This is a genomic window from Sphingobacterium sp. LRF_L2 (assembly GCF_965644235.1).
Taxonomy (GTDB): Bacteria; Bacteroidota; Bacteroidia; order Sphingobacteriales; family Sphingobacteriaceae; genus Sphingobacterium.
Map to the genome: position 1 here is coordinate 43,698 of NZ_CBFFRI010000006.1, position 17,269 is coordinate 60,966.

Sequence of the window (17,269 nt, forward strand, 5' to 3'; positions counted from 1 at the left end):
ACACTAAAAATTGAAAAACGAAAAAATCATAAAAATATATCTATGAAATCGATTCTATTAACCCTAAGTGTATCTCTTCTTGTCGGTAGTGCTGCAGCGCAGTCGACGGTATCAAAACAAGACTCTACAGTAAGTGTAGAGGTGAGTGCTGATAAACATAAAGTGGTAACAAATAAATTTTGGGATAATTGGTTTATAGGCGCAGGAGTAGGTGGTCAGTTCTTTTACGGTGACCACAACAAACAGATGAAATTTGGTGATCGGATTGTACCAGCGTATGAGTTGTATTTGGGTAAATGGTTCACACCTGGAATTGGAACGCGTATAGCAATAAATGGTTTAGATAACAAAGGGTTGACGCAATATGATCAAAGCCACTCTACAGGTGTAGTATACGATGCCTCGCAATATCTTTCTGTTCAGAAATTTCAATACTTAAATGTTCATGCTGATGTATTATTCAATGTCTCTAATATGGTAGGTGGTTATAAGCCTGATCGCTTTTATTCATTTAGTCCATATGTAGGTTTAGGTTATATGTTTACTTGGGAAGAACCGACCTCTCGTGAAATCAGTGCAAACTTAGGCCTTTTCAATAGTTTCCGATTGAGCAATGCGTGGGATCTTACGTTAGATTTGCGTGGCAGTTTGGTACAAGACCGTTTTGACGGGGAACTGGGAGGACGTAAAGATGAGGGAATGTTAACCGCTGCGGTTGGTGTTTCTTATAAATTCGGCAAACGTATATGGGGAAAAGAGAAAACAACAACGATTCGCTATACAAATGAGGCAGAGTTAGAAGCACTTCGTGATAAGGTAAACGAATTGTCGAAAGATAACAATGCATTGAAAAAACAACTTTCGGAAGCAAAGAATGGCTTTGTTACCGAGATTGTGGTGGATAAGAATGTATTGGCTGCGCCAATATTGGTGACATTCCCTATCAATAAGAGTACAGTAAGCAACGAAGCACGCGTTAACCTTGGCTTCTTTGCGAAGATTATAAAAGAAGGCGATCCCAATATGGTGTACCAGGTTGTAGGCTATGCAGATAAAGGAACAGGATCAAAAGCCACAAATAATCGTTTAAGTCGTGAGCGTGCGGAAGCTATTTATAATGTATTGGTGCGCGAATTCGGTATTAATGCTTCCCAAATTGAGGTAGACGCTAAAGGTGGTGTAGAAAACATGTTCTATGACGATCCTCGTTTGAGTAGAGCAGTAATCACGATTGCAAAGTATAAAAAATAAAGAGGCCGTTTATAAATAGATATCAAAGGATAGTATAAAGGTATAAAGGGGGCTTCAGCAAGTTTGTTCACAAATATAATAAGTGTCGATTTTCACTATTCTGTATCAAAAACGTAGAAGATCCGGAATGCTATCCATCATATTATGTGTTTTAGACTACCTGTATAGATTTTTAAAAGAAATACTGATGCTATTTTTAGTGTGCTCTGACGCTTAGATAATATTGAAAATTGAGGAAATAAAATTATCTCTGCTGCGTACGGGATTAAGGTTTCTTTTAAGGTAGGATAGATAGACATAAAAGGCAAGCTGAAAAGCCTGCCTTTTAATTAAAGTAAGATACGTTTCACTATTTATTTATTTATTTATTTATTTATTTTCGGTGCATTATATATTTCGTACGCATCGTATGTTTTTATATCCGGAGCTTAATACATCTATTCCTAGAAGATTAATGTTGATAAGGATAGTTGAGGATATTGATGTTGATGGTGAACTTTCATAAAGTTCTATCAGGCCGGTAAGCCCTCCTAAATAACGGCGATTACCAGAGCGATAATACGTTACTCCTACACCCAAAAGATTTAATAAATCGATTGTTGGATCATCACTCCATATATAAGTGTTGTAACCAGATTCTTGTATACCAAAGGATAATAAAGGTATTCCTAGTAGACTCACAGCAGGACTTTGCCCATTATATCGAAAGATTAAAGCATTACTAGGGTACGGGCTGCCTATTCCTGCGGTAGACGTATATTGCACATAATTTGATTGGAATGTTCGTCCACTTGTTGTATTGCTTAATGCCGATAATTCCGCAGGTGTAGGTGTACGCCATGTGGGAGTAGGGCTGCTTGGATATACTAAGTTGCAGGGGTCACTACTTCCTGTTGCACCTGTTGGTGTTAAGCCATGCCAAGGCCAATAGCTTTCGCGATCGGTAATTGCTGGGTTTCTGTGGTAGAAGCGGTAAGGATTATTTACTGTAGTTGAGTTTTGATACAGGTATAGATTTGATCGTGCCCATCTAACCCCCGCAACTGTCAATGCGGATTCTATCAGATCGATACGTGCTAGGCGACTTCTGCCCAAACTTGTTGTCGCTGGAACATTGAAACTGTAATTGCTAGCAGTGGTAAATGCACGTGTTTCTGTACCTGTGCCAGTTTGCCCATAGCTGTCCAAGTTGATCGTGAAATTATTGAGAGTTACTTGTAATGCGCTTATTGCCGTTGAATCTGCGGTATAAAAGAAGGCAACATTACGGTCGTTGAAGGTATATCCTGCTGGTTTCACAAAGGTTGTAACGCCAGTGGGTATGGTGCCGTAAGCAGTGAGGCCTGTCAGGGCTCCGGTGCGCAAATTGAGGATTCCAGTTTTAAAGTAGTTTCCACCAAGTGTGATTGATGCACTGCTTAAATCTGCAAACATTCCTTTGGTATTGATTTCTACACCTATACGGTTCAAACGGTGTTTGAAGACAATCCCAAGAGGCGTGTTCCCTGAATTGCTGACAGTGATCGTCCCGGTAGCGTACAGCACATCGCGGTTTTGCCCTGTTGGAATCGTAGGCATATTGTAGTCGGATACATCAGCTACTGTGGATGCATCGTTATAGGAATAAGCAATCCAACGATAAGTATCTCCTCGCACAACGTCGATTGTTAATGGTGTGCCAGATACTGCTTCTTGTGATTTAAAAAAGGTGCCATTTTGCTTGTAAAGCAAGATGCGATAATGTACAGTGCCACCGAGATTAACGACTGCAGCATAGTTATCCACACTTGCTTTGTTCGAAATACTTTTCCGGACAATAGGTTCATTCTTATACCCGTCATTCTCAAAAGTGCTGATCGCGTCAAAACCGTCATGCTGTATAACTGCGGAGGAAACGGAGTTTCTTGTGATGGTGGAGCGAGCAAGGCTCGATGTAGTGTTGCTATTGGACGGTATTATGTCGACATCTGCGACATCTTCTTCTTCTATTCCGCTTAAGCTTACCGTGAGTTGCGTTATGTCCTCCGGATTGACATCATTTAAGTTATCATTTTTGGAGCAGCTCAATAGACTTATCAATAAAAGAAAAAGGGGGAACATATTGACGATTTTCTTGCGCCATGTTGGGTAGACTTGCTTCATAATTCTCTTTATTTTTCCGTGCAAAAAATATATTAGTACTCTCCAATAGTTGATCCTAAAGTCTCGTCGGTAGCCCAGTCGTCTAACCCGGGGGTATAGGCCGAGCCTGCATTTTGTCCACCGGATACTGTTGCCGATGCCGCCGCAATGGATTGCTCCAATTCCACAATAGCAACTTCTATTGTAGGCCGCGAATACGCTTTTTTAGCTGCTGTATTCATAGTCTTAATTCAGAATAGGGTAAAAAAATAATTTTCATAAGCCAATAGCGAAAACACCCAAGGAGGCTAGTTCTAGCTATCTATTTGTTCGGAGATTATTAAAAAGGCCTAAAACGTCTTTTTTACACCATTTAGCCAAAAGAAATTGGGCCGAATGCACAGATATTGTTACTTATAAACAACAAACCTGTCTAAATTTCAATGCTAAATGACGTTTTGTAGCTTTTTTATAAAGCTCCTGTATTTTCAATTTTCATAAGCTATACCGGCTGCGTTAAGCACGTGTCTCAGAACGCTTTCGCGATCTCCGGTTTTGTCCGATATAATTTCTCGGACTTATTTGTTAATTCAGCCAATAAAGCCCTTAACACACAACACTAATTTTAAATTTCAATAAATAAGGTTACTTCACACAAAGGTTCAACTCATATTTTCCTGCGGGAAATCCTATCTTCTTTACTTTCTCTTTCTTTCGTGTATTTTATTGTTAAACGTGTATTGCGTTAGTAATCAATACAAATGTAATTAATAGTTTTATTGGTTGTAGTTTTTTCGCTACATTTTTTTTAATTTTTTTTAAATCGACAAAAAACATTCTATTGAATTATAAAATTTTGTCTTTAAAACAACTTTCTGAAGCGGGAATACTACTGTAGTCAAAGGGCTACAAGGTTAAATATACTTACTGTATTCGTTTTAATCATGCTTTTTCATCTATAAATTTGTCTCATATGTAAATAATTATTTATGAGTGTTAGATTTCATTGGAATAAATGAGTTCGTTTCACTCGGTTTGTTTTTTTAAGGTTATATGGAATGTCCGGGTTATTTTCATTCGTGTTTGTGCTTTGCAATCATGGACATTTCGTATGTTATTCAGAGCTGTCTAGAAAGTCAAGTACTTGTCGGCCCAGTGACTGTAAAAATATCTAGACTGTTGTATGCAAAAAAAATATACTGAAGCGCAAAAAGATACTATTGTGTTTGAAATCGTAAAAGGAAATCTTTATATGCATGAGGCAATGAAGAAATATAAAGTGTCCCGAGTGAGTATCGTTAAGTGGCTTAAGCTGCGTAAGCCCGAAATAGATGCATATTTTAATAAATAGAGAGTATGTTTTTTTGTCATACTTTTATTGTAAATATTGGCAATTTAATGTTGTATACCTCACAGCTTTACATATTAACAACGTTACGGCCGATGTGACCTTGTCCGTCACAATTGTAATAAAAAAAATACACGTATAAATACCTGTTTTTTGTATAGTTTAGCCTGTTTTTTGTTTGTTTTTTATTGAATATCAACAAAAATATGATTTAAGTTATTTACGGGCAGTTGTTAACTAAACTTATTTTCTTTTTTTTTGTTCTGATATTGTGGAATAAAAGGTTAGCTTATGGCCTTTCATCTACTGGAAAACAGAATAAAACTCATTCGAACTCTAATTTTATGAAGAAAATTTTAGTTGTGATCTCCATGCTTTTTAGTGTGGGCATCGCTCTCGGACAACCCGGGTCAGGAAAAGCTGATACTACGATAGAAGTCAGTACCGCGAAATATAGTGTTGTAACTAATCGGTTTGTCGATAATTGGTTTATGGGCGCTGGTGTTGGAGGGCAATTTTTCTATGGAGATCACAATAGACAGATGAAATTCGGAGATCGAATTGTTCCAGCTTTTGAGTTACATGCGGGTAAATGGTTTACACCTGGTATAGGTACGAGGCTTGCTGTCAACGGTATCCAAAATAAAGGAGTAACACAAAACGGGAGTCATTCTACTGGTGTGATTTATGACGCTTCGCAAGGGCTATACAATCAGAAATTCAACTATCTAAACTTCCACGCAGATGTGCTTTTTAACCTGACCAATTTATTAAAAGGTTATGATCCAAATTGCTTTTATACCTTTAGCCCCTATGTAGGGATTGGGTATATGATTACTTGGGAAGAACCAACATCGAATGTCGTAAGTGCTAATCTAGGGCTTTTCAATAGTTTTCGTTTAAATGATTCCTGGAATCTCTCTTTGGATATTAGAGGGAGTATGGTACAAGATCGTTTCGATGGTGAGCTTGGGGGACGTAAAGATGAGGGGATGTTGACAGCGGCAGTTGGTATTGTCTATAAGTTTGGAAAGAAGGAATGGAGTAAAGAAAAAACGACAACCATCCGCTACGACAACAGAAAAGAAATTAATGAGCTTCGTGAAAAAGTAGATAAGTTATCTCAGGATAACGCCGCTCTTAAGAATCAGTTAGCCAATGCAAAAGATACAACAGTCACCGATATTGTCATCGAAAAAAATACGCTCGCGGCACCTGTTCTCGTAACCTTTCCTATCAACAAAAGTACAGTCAGTAATGAGGCTCGTGTAAACTTGGGCTTTTTTGCTAAGATAATCCGTGCCGGAAATCCGGATCTGCGTTACCGAATTGTGGGGTATGCAGATAAAGGAACAGGGTCGGCCAGTACAAACCAACGCTTGAGTCGCGAACGTGCGGAGGCTATTTACAATGTTTTGGTACGGGAGTTTGGGGTTCCAGCGAGTCAATTGGAAGTCGATTACAAGGGAGGAGTTGATAATATGTTTTACGATGACCCAAGGCTAAGTCGAGCCGTAATAACTATAGCAAGATAAAATAAACTATTTTACAATGATGGTATTGGGTGGTTCTGTGCTGGCTACCGAGAACTAAACTGCAGGAAATGACCGTTGGTATGAATATCCCCTAGGTTAGGATCTAAGACGAAGAGAATAAAATATAGGCTTTATGGTGCTGTTTAAGAATGCTAAACTTTCCGTAGAGTCTGTACTAATTTGATGTTTTCTATTCAAAGTGCGATCGCTTGCTGTTTTTTGCATGAAAAAATAGAAACTTGTCTTAAATAATCAACTAATTAGGTCCCTTTTGCATTATTTTTCGGTGTTGTTTCTTTCCTATTGATATATATCAAAATATACAATAAAGATGCATTTTGCGCCCGCAAAAATGGCTATATTTGAAAGAGGAAACTTGCACTTTTTGCAGAGGATTTTAGAGATTTTAACATTCTTTATCGGAATATCGAACTTGTATATTTCCGGTTTTGTAATTCTTCAGATCCTGCCCGTGATTACCAATTGTTAAGTTGCCTTTCAATAGTTTTACGCTTCTTTTTTGCGTCATGGAGAAAAATACCTCGTGGAGGATTGTTATTGTTGTGCAATGCTGGCTTTTTATGCTGGGTGTATATGCCGCGCAGGCAGCAATTCCGTATCGCCACGTGCGCGTACTTGAAGGTATTGATAAGCAACATGTCATGTTCAGTACGGCCGCCAAAGATCCCATCGGGATGATATGGATGGTCTCTGGAGGAGAGGTATATCGCTACGATGGCGTAAATGTAGTTCCTTTCGCTAAACTTTATCCCGCTAAACTTCCTTTCGACGAAATTCAGGATCTGGAAATCGATCCTTGGGGTAGGATATGGATGAACAGCAGAAACGGTATGCTGGTATTCGATATTTATTCATGGAGTTTTTGTTACAATAACGCCTTTGTTCGAGGGCTTACCAAACAGAAAGCGTTAGCCTTTTGTCGTACATCCAACGCATTCTTTATAGCAACTGAAAAGGGAGAAGTTTGGCAGATTAATGAAAATCGCAGGGAGTTTTTATTTTCCTTCGATGCTGAGCGCGGATTAGGTCGGCATCCTGTAGGGCGTGTTTTTGTTGCAGATTCAGAAGCCTTATGGTTAGCCTTTAATCATAAATTATACCATTATGATCGACAAGCGGAAAAGCGTCGTCTGCATGCAATTCCTGCTCCCATTTTTGGTTTTTTGGAAGATTTACTCCCGATAAGTGGAGGGGTACTGCTGAGGAGTTACAAGAAAGGGTACTATTCTTTTGATGGAAAAACTTTTCGTTTAACAGATTTGCAGAGCGACAATGAGGACGATTTCACCAATTGGAACCATTGGTCCTTTGAGGATGGGCAACGGATACGGGTTTTTCATAAGGATGGTCAATATTTTGAGTATTCGCGTGATTTATCATTGCAGCTGTTAAAAAAAGGGACACATCGTCTGGCAGAGGGAATCTTGTATAAAAGGCTCAATGGCTGGAAGAGAGCGGGTGATGAATGGTTGTTAGCAACAGATCAAGGTTTATATGGCGTTTTTCCAGCGGATCTATCTTTTGATTTTCTGGATGTAGGGAGTGCACGGGGAATGATCAAACATCAGGGACGTTATTATATTGGAGGCTACGGGTACTTGGATATTTTGGAGGCAAATGGGGCAATGAAAACTTTTCTGGAAGCGCCTGAAAAAAACTACTATGCCATGATGACGTTGAATAAGGATACTGTTTTTATAGCCATAGAGGGAGATTTTCTAGGATATTTGCTAGGCGGAAAAATGAGTCTTGCACAATATAAAGTAGATAAATCTTATAGAGCAAAGTTTAGTACGATGTCGTATTGTCTGACATCCTACAGAAAAGATACGCTTTTGGTCGGAACCGCTAATGGTCTTTGGAAATACGCGCGAAGTTCGGGTACTGTATCGCCTTATCTGGATAGTGAAGGACATCTACTTGCGGATGGTATGCGTGTCCTATCTGTACGTTTTCAAAACAATAAGCTTACATTTACGAGTGAAGATGGCTACTTCACTTATGCGGGTAAAACCGTAAACAAAACGTATCCCGCGGATCGGTCAAAATTAATGATATATGATCATGTGATTTGTGAAGGGAAGACCTATTTGGCAACAAAGGGACGTGGGTTGGTTTTGTTAGATGGCAAAGAGATAAAAGCGTATGGCGTAAAACAGGGTTTTGCCAGTAACATTGTGTATCAGTTATGTAATCTCAATGGGACGATTTTCGCTGGTACACATACCGGATTATCCGTGAAGCGTGGAACACAGATTTACAACTACCATATCGCAGATGGTTTGCCATTTGAAGAATTTAACCATCAGGCGATTTTTTTTGATAAGGAAACAAACCGACTATATATGGGAGGTACGGGCGGTTATATGGCGTTCGATCCCTATGTTTTATTGGCAGCAGCTCAAAAGTATTTTACGCCGAAACCAACGGTATCTGCGATACATATCGGTATGCAGTCCAACCAATTCCAACATGTTTATGCTGCGACTTCCCTGAGGGATACGATTCTTTTGGCGCGACAGACGGTGATGTTTACGATGGACTTTGCAAAGCCAGATTATTACCGTCAGGGTTATGATATTTTTTATAAAATAGAACCATTGATGGATGGTTTTCAAGAAATGCCCTCGTCTTATCAAATTAACTTGTCAGGGATGACAGCGGGAGAATACAAAGTATTTATTAAAGTACAGCCTAGTAATACTGCACAGGTACAGACTTGGAAGTGGCTTATAAGGAAACAACCTGTTTTTATGGAGACGCAAGGCTTTTATATATTGGTGTTATTAGGGGTTTCTGGACTTACCGCCTATATTCTTTATGAAAGAGCACGCCGGATTAAGAATGAAAAGATTTTGAGACGCCAAATATCTATTGATTTACACGATGAAGTAGGCGGAATGCTTACAGGAATTTCTATGCAAGCTGATCTTCTAATGTTCAGTGGACAGGAAAATGCGCGTGACAGTGTATTTTCGATTGCCCAATTTAGTCGGGAAGCTATGCAAATGATGGATGATATTATCTGGTCTATTGATGCGAGAAATAATTATCAGGGGAGTTTGGAAGATCGTATAAAATTTCTCGCTTTTAACATGTTGGAACCCCTTGGTACTCAGATTACCTTTGAAGTAAATATCGAATATGAGAAACGTCTTCCGCAGGTAATTCGACAGAATGTTTATTTGTTATTTAAAGAGATGCTTCATAATATATGTAAGCACGCTGCTCCCGAAAAGGTATATATTCAGCTTGGCGTAAAAAGTGGATATCTTACGCTGGAGGTAAGCAATGATGGATTAATAGAGCAACGAAAAACACATAAACTTAGAAAAGGGCAGGGAACAAAGAATATGGAGATACGCGCAAAACAGGTGGGAGGAAATGTGGTAAAATGCCAAGAAAATGGGATGTATGTCGTTAAAGTGACAGTTCCTTTGAAAAAAAGTACCGGACTGAAATGGAAAAAACGACTTAGTTAAAATTGAAATGGAGAAAATACTGCAAAGTATCGGAATAACATTTGGCGTAATTGGTCTCCTTCTTTGTGTGGTCGGTATGGGAGTACGACTATTTAAGATCAAACAACAGGGGCTAAAGAGATCAGAAATCTTAATTTGTTTAGCGGTAGGCGCAATGGGTTGGCATGTATTTATCTACTTACTCATTTATACCGGATTGATTCGAGAACTACCTAACCTTTATAATAAAGGCATTCCGTTCTATTATTTAATAGGCCCTTCCATGTATTTTGCTACACTTTTTGCCCTATTTCCGCAACAAAATACACCTAAATTTTGGTGGGTTCATTTGCTTCCATTTATTTTAGGTCTAATCGATATTTTTCCTTATGCATTGGCTTCTTCTGTGGAGAAAAAAAATCTGTTAGAACAAATAGTGCAAGACATAAAACTGGGTGTAACACATCATTATGGCTTTATTGATCAGAAATGGCATTACATTATTCGATTTTTTCTTGCGTTTGTTTATTTGATGGCACAGTGGAGATTGCTATACATTTATGATGAGCGTTTTTCTTCTATTAGGGGTGGAGGACGCGCTTATATGCTGTTGTTTTCAACCCTCTATTCATTGTATTTGTTGATGCAAAGCGGGATGGTATTGAGTCTTCTTTTTAATCAGACGCAGTCGTCTTTTATTATGCGCGATGTTGGTCAATTGATTTGGATAAGTTTATTTTATTTTATATTTAGCCTCTGGATGTTTATAAGTGCAATTTATCAGCCGGCTAGTCATTTGGTGTTTAAAAAAGTAGAAATATAATTATTTATGGATAATACAGCGAGCGCAAAGGACACAGAGCGAAAATATAGATTAGCAATAGTGGAAGATAGACAGCATGTGTTGGATTTATTGGCTCGATTTTTTAGTGCTTCCGCATATTTTGAGCTGCAAATTGCCGCAACTTCTTACGAAGCATTAACAGAGGCTTGGAAGTCGCAACATTTGGATATTGTATTAAGTGATATAGGATTGCCGGGAAAATCGGGAATAGAGATTACTTGGTATATTAAGCGCAGGGCTCCTGAAGTCCAAGTTGTGATGTTTACGGTATTTGAAAATAAAGATGCCGTATTTCAGGCGTTATGTGCAGGAGCATCCGGTTACCTCTTAAAACAGACTCCCTTACCACAGATTGAAGAACGTTTGTTGGAAGTGATGAAAGGAGGTTCGGTTATGAGTCCACAAGTAGCACGTCTGGTTTTCGAACATTTTAACCCTTCTTTAGGAGTAAGTCGGTATGAGAAAACCGAGCAGTTAACACCCCGCGAAGTAGAAATCGTAACAATGCTTCAGTCGGGAGCTTCATATAAAGAAGTCGCAAGTCGGCTTTTTGTTAGCGTTGACACAGTAAAATATCATATACGGAATATCTATCAAAAGTTACAGGTAAGCAGTAGAGCCGAGCTAATTCTAAAATATAAGTAGGCTGGTCTATTCATGACATTTATTCTTGGATAGGGAAATAAAGGTTTACTATAGTACCTTCTCCTTCTGTACTTTGAATAGTGATATCACCGTTGATACGGTGCATAATTCGCTTTACTAAACATAATCCGATTCCTGAGCCCGGAATATCTTTTGTATTTGAAGCCCGCGCGAACACATTAAACAGCACGGGTACATCGCTTTGTGGTATACCGACTCCGTTATCTTTAATGATATAATGAATATGGTCTTTTTGTGCAGTGCTGTTGATCTCAATCTTCGGACTAGGCTTGGATATCGAATATTTGAATGCATTGCCTATGATATTAAGAAAAATCTGGTACAATAAACTCTTTTCTCCACGTAAAGAAATCAGAGACCCCATTTTAACAATGTATTGTGTTGTAGGATACAAGGCCTGTAGTTCTTGTTTTACAGCAGCAATCGTACTTCTCATGTCTACAGCCTCTTTTGAAAGATCGTAAAGTCTAACTTTTCCTAATCTAATTGTATTGTTTATAATATTTTCCATGCTTTCAACTGCGTTTAGAATATTGTCGCACCATTTGTTTTTTAGGCTGTCGGGGATATTTTCCTTTGAACGTAGGTATTGAGTGCCCATTTTGACAACCGTGAGGGGGTTTCGTAGATCGTGGGATAAGGTGTGTGTAAAGAGTTCCAACTCATTATTAAAAGATATAAGTGCTTCCTGCTCTTGTATAATGTTCCAAGCCGACTGTCTGCTTGTTACATCTGTTGCTGTATGTAGAATTGCGTATATCTTTCCATTTGTATCTAAGACAGCCTGGTATTCAAAGTCAAAATATTTAGTTTCAGTGTGTCCATCTATAGTGATATCTGCGGGGTAACTCTTTGCTTGATGTGTCCGTCCAGTTTTCCAAACAGTTCTTAAGAAATCAGTAAAACCCTGTACAGTGAAATCTGGAAATACATCTCCGAAATTTTTTCCTATAATCTGATTGTTTCGCCCCCACATTGTTAACATGGCTGTATTTGCAAAAGTGATTTGAAGATCTACACTTTCGTAAATAGCAGTTGCGACGGGTGAATGATTTACAATCTGTAAAAGTAACTCCGTATTTTTTTTCATAAGAAACTTAAGCTGAAAATGTAAATATATGTCAATTTATGTGGTTTTTAACTTTTCACTTGAAATTAAATTGTAGTTCAATGGTTCTTTGGGATGGACTGGATCAAATATTAACGAAGGCCGAGGTAATATTATTTGTAAATTACGAATTTTATCATCACATCAATTGCTTAATCTTTACGCCCTTGTCCTTATACGCTTTTTCGTTATTTATAATAGTATTTGACTATCTTATTCAATAAAAAAAAACTTTTTACATTTAACAACTAAAAAAAAGGTTTTCAAACGGGGAGAATGAAAACCTTTGCTAACCAATTATAAACCTAAATTATGATAATACAAATTTAGTATTTTCTCTTGGGATAGCAAAATCGTTTTTGTTTTTGATGTTTTTTTGACAAACAGTGCATTAGTAGGGCAGTTCAAACCTGTGGTTCCTGAATTTATTTCTCAAAATTCTAGATACAGTCAGCTCGATGGCGAACAGACCATGAACGTCTCCTTGTAATGGATCGATAGCAGACTTTTGCCGTATGTTCATTTGCACGTACTTGTTTTCTATTTGGTCAATTACTCCTAAACATGTTTAAACATTTTTTACCTAAGACAAACAATTCCCTAAAACAGAGGTTGTAACTTTATGTTCAGCAGATGGGCAAAAAAGCGCAAGCATTTTCTCTTGTTACTTTGATGTTCCTATCGGCTTAAAAAAGAACAATATGAAAAATAAAGTTATTATTGTGACAGGTGCAGCCATGGGGTTGGGCCTTGCAGCAGCAGAAGAACTTGCTGCTAACGGAGCAAAATTGCTGTTAGTGGATTACAATGGAGAGGCGTTACAGCAGGCAAAACAACAAATTCAAGCAAACTTTCCTTCCGCGGCTGTAGAAACGTATGTTGCTGATGTCGCTAAAGAGGAAGACGTGAAGGGCTATGTCGAATTGGCCAAGGAAACATTCGGACGTATAGACGGGTTGTATAATAATGCAGGAATAGAAGGTCGACAAGCTCCTTTGGTAACGTATGATTTGGATGTTTTTAAACGTGTTATTGATATCAACTTGATGGGCGTGTATTACGCGATGCGTTACGTTATTCCAGTAATGCAAGAGCAGGGCTACGGCCGTATTGTAAACGTAGCATCAGTAGGAGGGATCCGTGGCGTAGTAAATCAAACAGCGTATGTAGCAACAAAACATGCGGTGTCAGGTATGACAAAAAATGCAGCTATCGAATACGGTAAATATGGAATTTTAACAAATGCAATCGCGCCGGGCGCTATCCTTACACCGATGGTTGCCGAAGCTTTTAAACAGGTTAATCCTGCCGATCCGAAGGCTGCGGAAGCTGAATATGCACAACGTAATCCAACCAGGGCATTGGGACAACCGCAGGATGTGGCTAAACTGGTGAATTTCCTACTTAGTGACGCAAATGGTTATGTAAATGGGCAGACGATTGCCATTGATGGCGGTGAGTCAAACCTTTACGGTAACTCTTAAAATCAGGGAATCACGGTATTTTTTACTGTTTTTACTGCAACCGATAGATTATTATCGGTTGCTTTTTTTTGCTTTATTCGAGACCAGAAGGTATTTTGTTATTTTCATCTGATATGCGATGGTCTTTGGAAGACTTCGCAAAAACAAAACCTAAAAGAAACTTTTTATCGTGAGAAATGAATCGTGTACAGGTAAGTTCAGGTTGCAGGCCTATTCTTAAAAAACTATTTTAGCAAAACCAACTATGAACTCCTAAGCGAACAGGGATTTTCTGGTTAACATACATACAGATATAAAATAATGAATATGCAGGTTAAGATTTTTGGCTTAAGTTTTATCTGTTTGCTGCAGCTACAGTTGTTGCTGGCGCAACCGTTTAAGGCAACATTTTCTTTTGGAAAGGCACATCATAAAAATGATATCGTCATAAAAATACCGGAAGCTTACAGCACAAATGGTCAATATGGATTTGAATTCGATTCGGAGAAGGCTGTTGCGGTTAATAAAAAATCCTATTTGGAAGGAAATAAACCTTTTTATTTTTCGGTGAAAGTTCCAGAAGGAAATTACAAAGTGACGATTAGCTTTGTGGCAAATAAAGATAGTAGCTACCATAGTACCGTGCGGTCAGAGTCAAGACGCTTACATCTAGAGAATATCGCGATACCAACCAGAGGTAAACTAGAGAAAAGTTTTATCGTGAATATCAAGAATGCACGTATTCGCGAAGGCGAGTACGTCAAATTAAAAAAACCAAGAGAAGCGGAGAAACTCGACTGGGATGACAAGTTGACGTTGGAGTTTCAGCAAACCAACCAAATTCGTACGATTCGAGTGGAGCAGGTTGAACAAGTTAAAACCCTTTTCTTAGCCGGCAATTCGACGGTCGTGAACCAAGAAGACGAACCTTGGGCTTCATGGGGGCAGATGATTCCCCGTTTTTTTGATGCGAAAATAGCGATAGCGAACCATGCGGAATCCGGTTTGGCATTAAGTTCATTCTTGTCGTCAAATCGTTTGGATAAAATCTTAAGTTTAGCTAAACCTGGCGATTTTCTGTTTATTGAATTTGGCCATAATGACCAAAAAGAAACGGGAGCAAAAGCTGGTGCCTACAATGGTTATACAGAACGTATGCGTTTATTTGTAAACGAATTTAGGGCGAAAGGCGGGACAGCAGTTATCGTAACATCGACAGCGCGTCGTGCATTTGATGAAAATGGTCAGTTAAAATACACATTGGGAGACTACCCCGATGCGGCCCGTAAAGTAGCACGCGAATTGCAAGTGCCGCTTATCGATCTTAACAAGATGACAAGAGCCTTTTATGAAACTTTAGGCGTCGAAAATTCCAAAAAGGCATTAGTACATTACGCAGCGAATACTTTTCCTGGCCAACCCGAACCGCTACAAGACAATACCCATTTTAATACCTATGGTGCTTATCAAATTGCAAGAATGGTGATTCAAGGGATGAAAGAAGCGAATCTGGATTTTCAATCGCATATTATTGATTTTTCATCCTATAATCCGAAAGAGCCTGATCCGTTTACTTCGTGGTATTGGCCTCCGAGTGTTAGAAATAGTGTGGTGAAACCCGATGGAAATTGATACAAATTGGTCTTCATGTTTCAACATGAAGACCAATTTGTAGGTATGATCCGCAGATGGATATATTTACGCGGGTTTGGACATGCAATGTATATCTTCTTTTTTAGCTTCTCCAATCTCCAAGAAGATGAAATAACGAGGTTCTCGTTGGATTCCGTGATTCGATTATGAGCGGTTAATCTTTGGACGGATTATTGTATTTCCACCGCCTTTTAGTGTGATATCAACAGGGCTGTTATGCCTCCAAGCGCCGTTTGTGAAATCTGGAATGGATACAGTTTTGGATTTGTTAGCGACAGATTCACCGCTTAATGGTACAATACAGCTCCAGGATGCCGCATCATAGACGTCTTGATCCAAAGGTAGACCATTGCGTAGGCAGTCGATTAATCGCCAATCCATCATAAAATCCATGCCGCCATGCCCTCCGACTTCTTTCGCTCTTTCGCCGATATATTTTGCTAATTCGGGAGTATATTGCTCATAGAGCGCCTTTAGTTCTTCTTGCTTGACAAAATGGTGCCCGAAAGCGATGTTTTCTATCGGATATTTCTGTGCAAAACCTTTGGTGCCGCTTAATGTATGTAACCGGGAATAGGGTCTAGGTGAAGTGACATCATGTTGGAGCATAATAGTTTTTCCTTTTGCCGTACGAATCAGTGTTGTATTCATATTCCCACGGTACTTCTTTCCGGTAAATTGTCGAAAAAAGGAGTCATTCTGTGCTAAATCCTCGGCTTTTTTTTCCATCATAAAATCGTCGGACGACATCGAGACAAGATGGTCCATTTTGTCTCCTCTATTGATATTCAAGCACTGTGCGATTGGTCCTAGACCATGTGTTGGATAGAGATTTCCGTTAAGTTTGCTGTTTTCTCTAAGTCGCCACATATTTTCATAACCATTCTTAGAGAAGTTGAGATCGAGTAGATCATGGATATAGGCTCCTTCTGCATGAACGAGCTCTCCGAATAAACCCTGTCGGACCATATTTAAAGTCAGCATCTCGAAAAAGTCGTAACAACAGTTTTCCAGCATCATGCAATGTTTTTTTGTTACTTCAGAGGTTTTCACCACTGCCCAACAATCTTTGATATTCAATGCGATTGGTACTTCGCAAGCCACATGCTTTCCGGCCTTCATTGCGGCAATGCTCATAGGTGCATGATAATCCCAAGGTGTGCATATATATACGAGGTCCGCGCTTTCGTCTTTTAGTAGAGATTTCCAGCCATCTTCACCAACATAGGATGCTGCAGGTTTCAACCCTTGATCAATAAGTATCTTTTGCGCTTTTTCTACGCGTTCTGGATATTTGTCACAAAGTGCAATAATTTCACATCCTTCAATATAAGATAGGCGCTCAACAGCGTCTGGCCCACGCATCCCCAGTCCAATAACTGCAACCTTAACCTTATGTATTTTTGGTGCAGCATAATTACACATATTAAAAGTCTCAGTAGTAAAATTAGCACCGGCTAAAGAGGGCAATGTCACCGCAAAAGAGGATAAAAATCCGGCTTTTTTTAGGAAATCTCTTCTAGAAGTCTTCATAGTATACAGGTATATATAAAATCAATCAAAACAATATTAGAACACTTTTTTGCAAAAAGAAAATCAAAACAGAGAACAATCGTTTGAGTAATTTTTCCATGGCCTGTATTCCTCAATGAACTAGCTAAGCAAATCAACGGCTTTATAACAAAGCAGGTAGGCCTATAATTTTCAGGATAGGATTGTAAAGTCACCAAATACAGTCACGAAAAAAATTAACTAATTAAATAAATGCTTTTAGCAATGCGCGATGTAAAAGTTCTTT

The 17,269-nt window shown here is 38.8% G+C and carries 11 protein-coding genes; 7 read left to right on the forward strand and 4 right to left on the reverse strand.

What is annotated here, in order from left to right:
• Positions 1-42 precede the first annotated feature (42 nt).
• The gene (locus tag ACSZOX_RS13155; protein WP_437920473.1) at positions 43-1,251 is read left to right on the forward strand and encodes an OmpA family protein; all 1,209 of its coding nucleotides are present in this window, start codon (positions 43-45) and stop codon (positions 1,249-1,251) included.
• Between the two features lie 387 nt (positions 1,252-1,638).
• Here ACSZOX_RS13155 and ACSZOX_RS13160 read toward each other — a convergent pair whose 3' ends face one another.
• Both ACSZOX_RS13160 and ACSZOX_RS13165 read right to left on the reverse strand, forming a co-directional pair.
• A complete protein-coding gene (locus ACSZOX_RS13160) occupies positions 1,639-3,393 on the reverse strand; it encodes a hypothetical protein (protein ID WP_437920475.1) in 1,755 nt (584 codons plus the stop codon).
• A 32-nt stretch (positions 3,394-3,425) separates the two neighbouring features.
• Positions 3,426-3,614, reverse strand: coding sequence for a hypothetical protein (locus ACSZOX_RS13165; protein ID WP_437920476.1), 189 nt, complete (start codon positions 3,612-3,614; stop codon positions 3,426-3,428).
• 1,450 nt (positions 3,615-5,064) lie between these two features.
• On the opposite strand from ACSZOX_RS13165, the gene ACSZOX_RS13170 reads away from it, so the two are divergent.
• The 4 genes from ACSZOX_RS13170 (at position 5,065) to ACSZOX_RS13185 (ending at position 11,226) form a co-directional block, all read left to right on the forward strand.
• Positions 5,065-6,255 (forward strand): OmpA family protein, encoded by a 1,191-nt coding sequence (locus ACSZOX_RS13170; protein WP_437920477.1) that lies wholly within the window; start codon positions 5,065-5,067, stop codon positions 6,253-6,255.
• A 527-nt stretch (positions 6,256-6,782) separates the two neighbouring features.
• Positions 6,783-9,758 carry a sensor histidine kinase gene (locus tag ACSZOX_RS13175; RefSeq protein WP_437920478.1) on the forward strand — a complete coding sequence of 992 codons (2,976 nt, stop codon included), beginning with the start codon at positions 6,783-6,785 and terminating at the stop codon, positions 9,756-9,758.
• A gap of 7 nt (positions 9,759-9,765) precedes the next feature.
• Positions 9,766-10,560, forward strand: a complete 795-nt coding sequence (locus ACSZOX_RS13180) for a hypothetical protein (protein WP_437920479.1) — start codon at positions 9,766-9,768, stop codon at positions 10,558-10,560.
• Between the two features lie 6 nt (positions 10,561-10,566).
• A complete protein-coding gene (locus ACSZOX_RS13185; protein ID WP_437920480.1) occupies positions 10,567-11,226 on the forward strand; it encodes a response regulator transcription factor in 660 nt (219 codons plus the stop codon).
• Between the two features lie 19 nt (positions 11,227-11,245).
• Here ACSZOX_RS13185 and ACSZOX_RS13190 read toward each other — a convergent pair whose 3' ends face one another.
• Positions 11,246-12,337 (reverse strand): ATP-binding protein, encoded by a 1,092-nt coding sequence (locus tag ACSZOX_RS13190; protein WP_437920481.1) that lies wholly within the window; start codon positions 12,335-12,337, stop codon positions 11,246-11,248.
• A gap of 719 nt (positions 12,338-13,056) precedes the next feature.
• Between ACSZOX_RS13190 and ACSZOX_RS13195 the strand changes: the two genes are divergently transcribed.
• Complete coding sequence (locus ACSZOX_RS13195; protein ID WP_437920482.1) at positions 13,057-13,839, forward strand: SDR family oxidoreductase; 783 nt, start codon at positions 13,057-13,059, stop codon at positions 13,837-13,839.
• Between the two features lie 306 nt (positions 13,840-14,145).
• Positions 14,146-15,450 carry a rhamnogalacturonan acetylesterase gene (locus ACSZOX_RS13200; protein WP_437920483.1) on the forward strand — a complete coding sequence of 435 codons (1,305 nt, stop codon included), beginning with the start codon at positions 14,146-14,148 and terminating at the stop codon, positions 15,448-15,450.
• A 165-nt stretch (positions 15,451-15,615) separates the two neighbouring features.
• Here the strand turns inward: ACSZOX_RS13200 and ACSZOX_RS13205 are convergent, their stop codons facing one another.
• Positions 15,616-17,004, reverse strand: coding sequence for a Gfo/Idh/MocA family protein (locus ACSZOX_RS13205; RefSeq protein WP_437920484.1), 1,389 nt, complete (start codon positions 17,002-17,004; stop codon positions 15,616-15,618).
• Between the last annotated feature and the right edge of the window lie 265 nt (positions 17,005-17,269).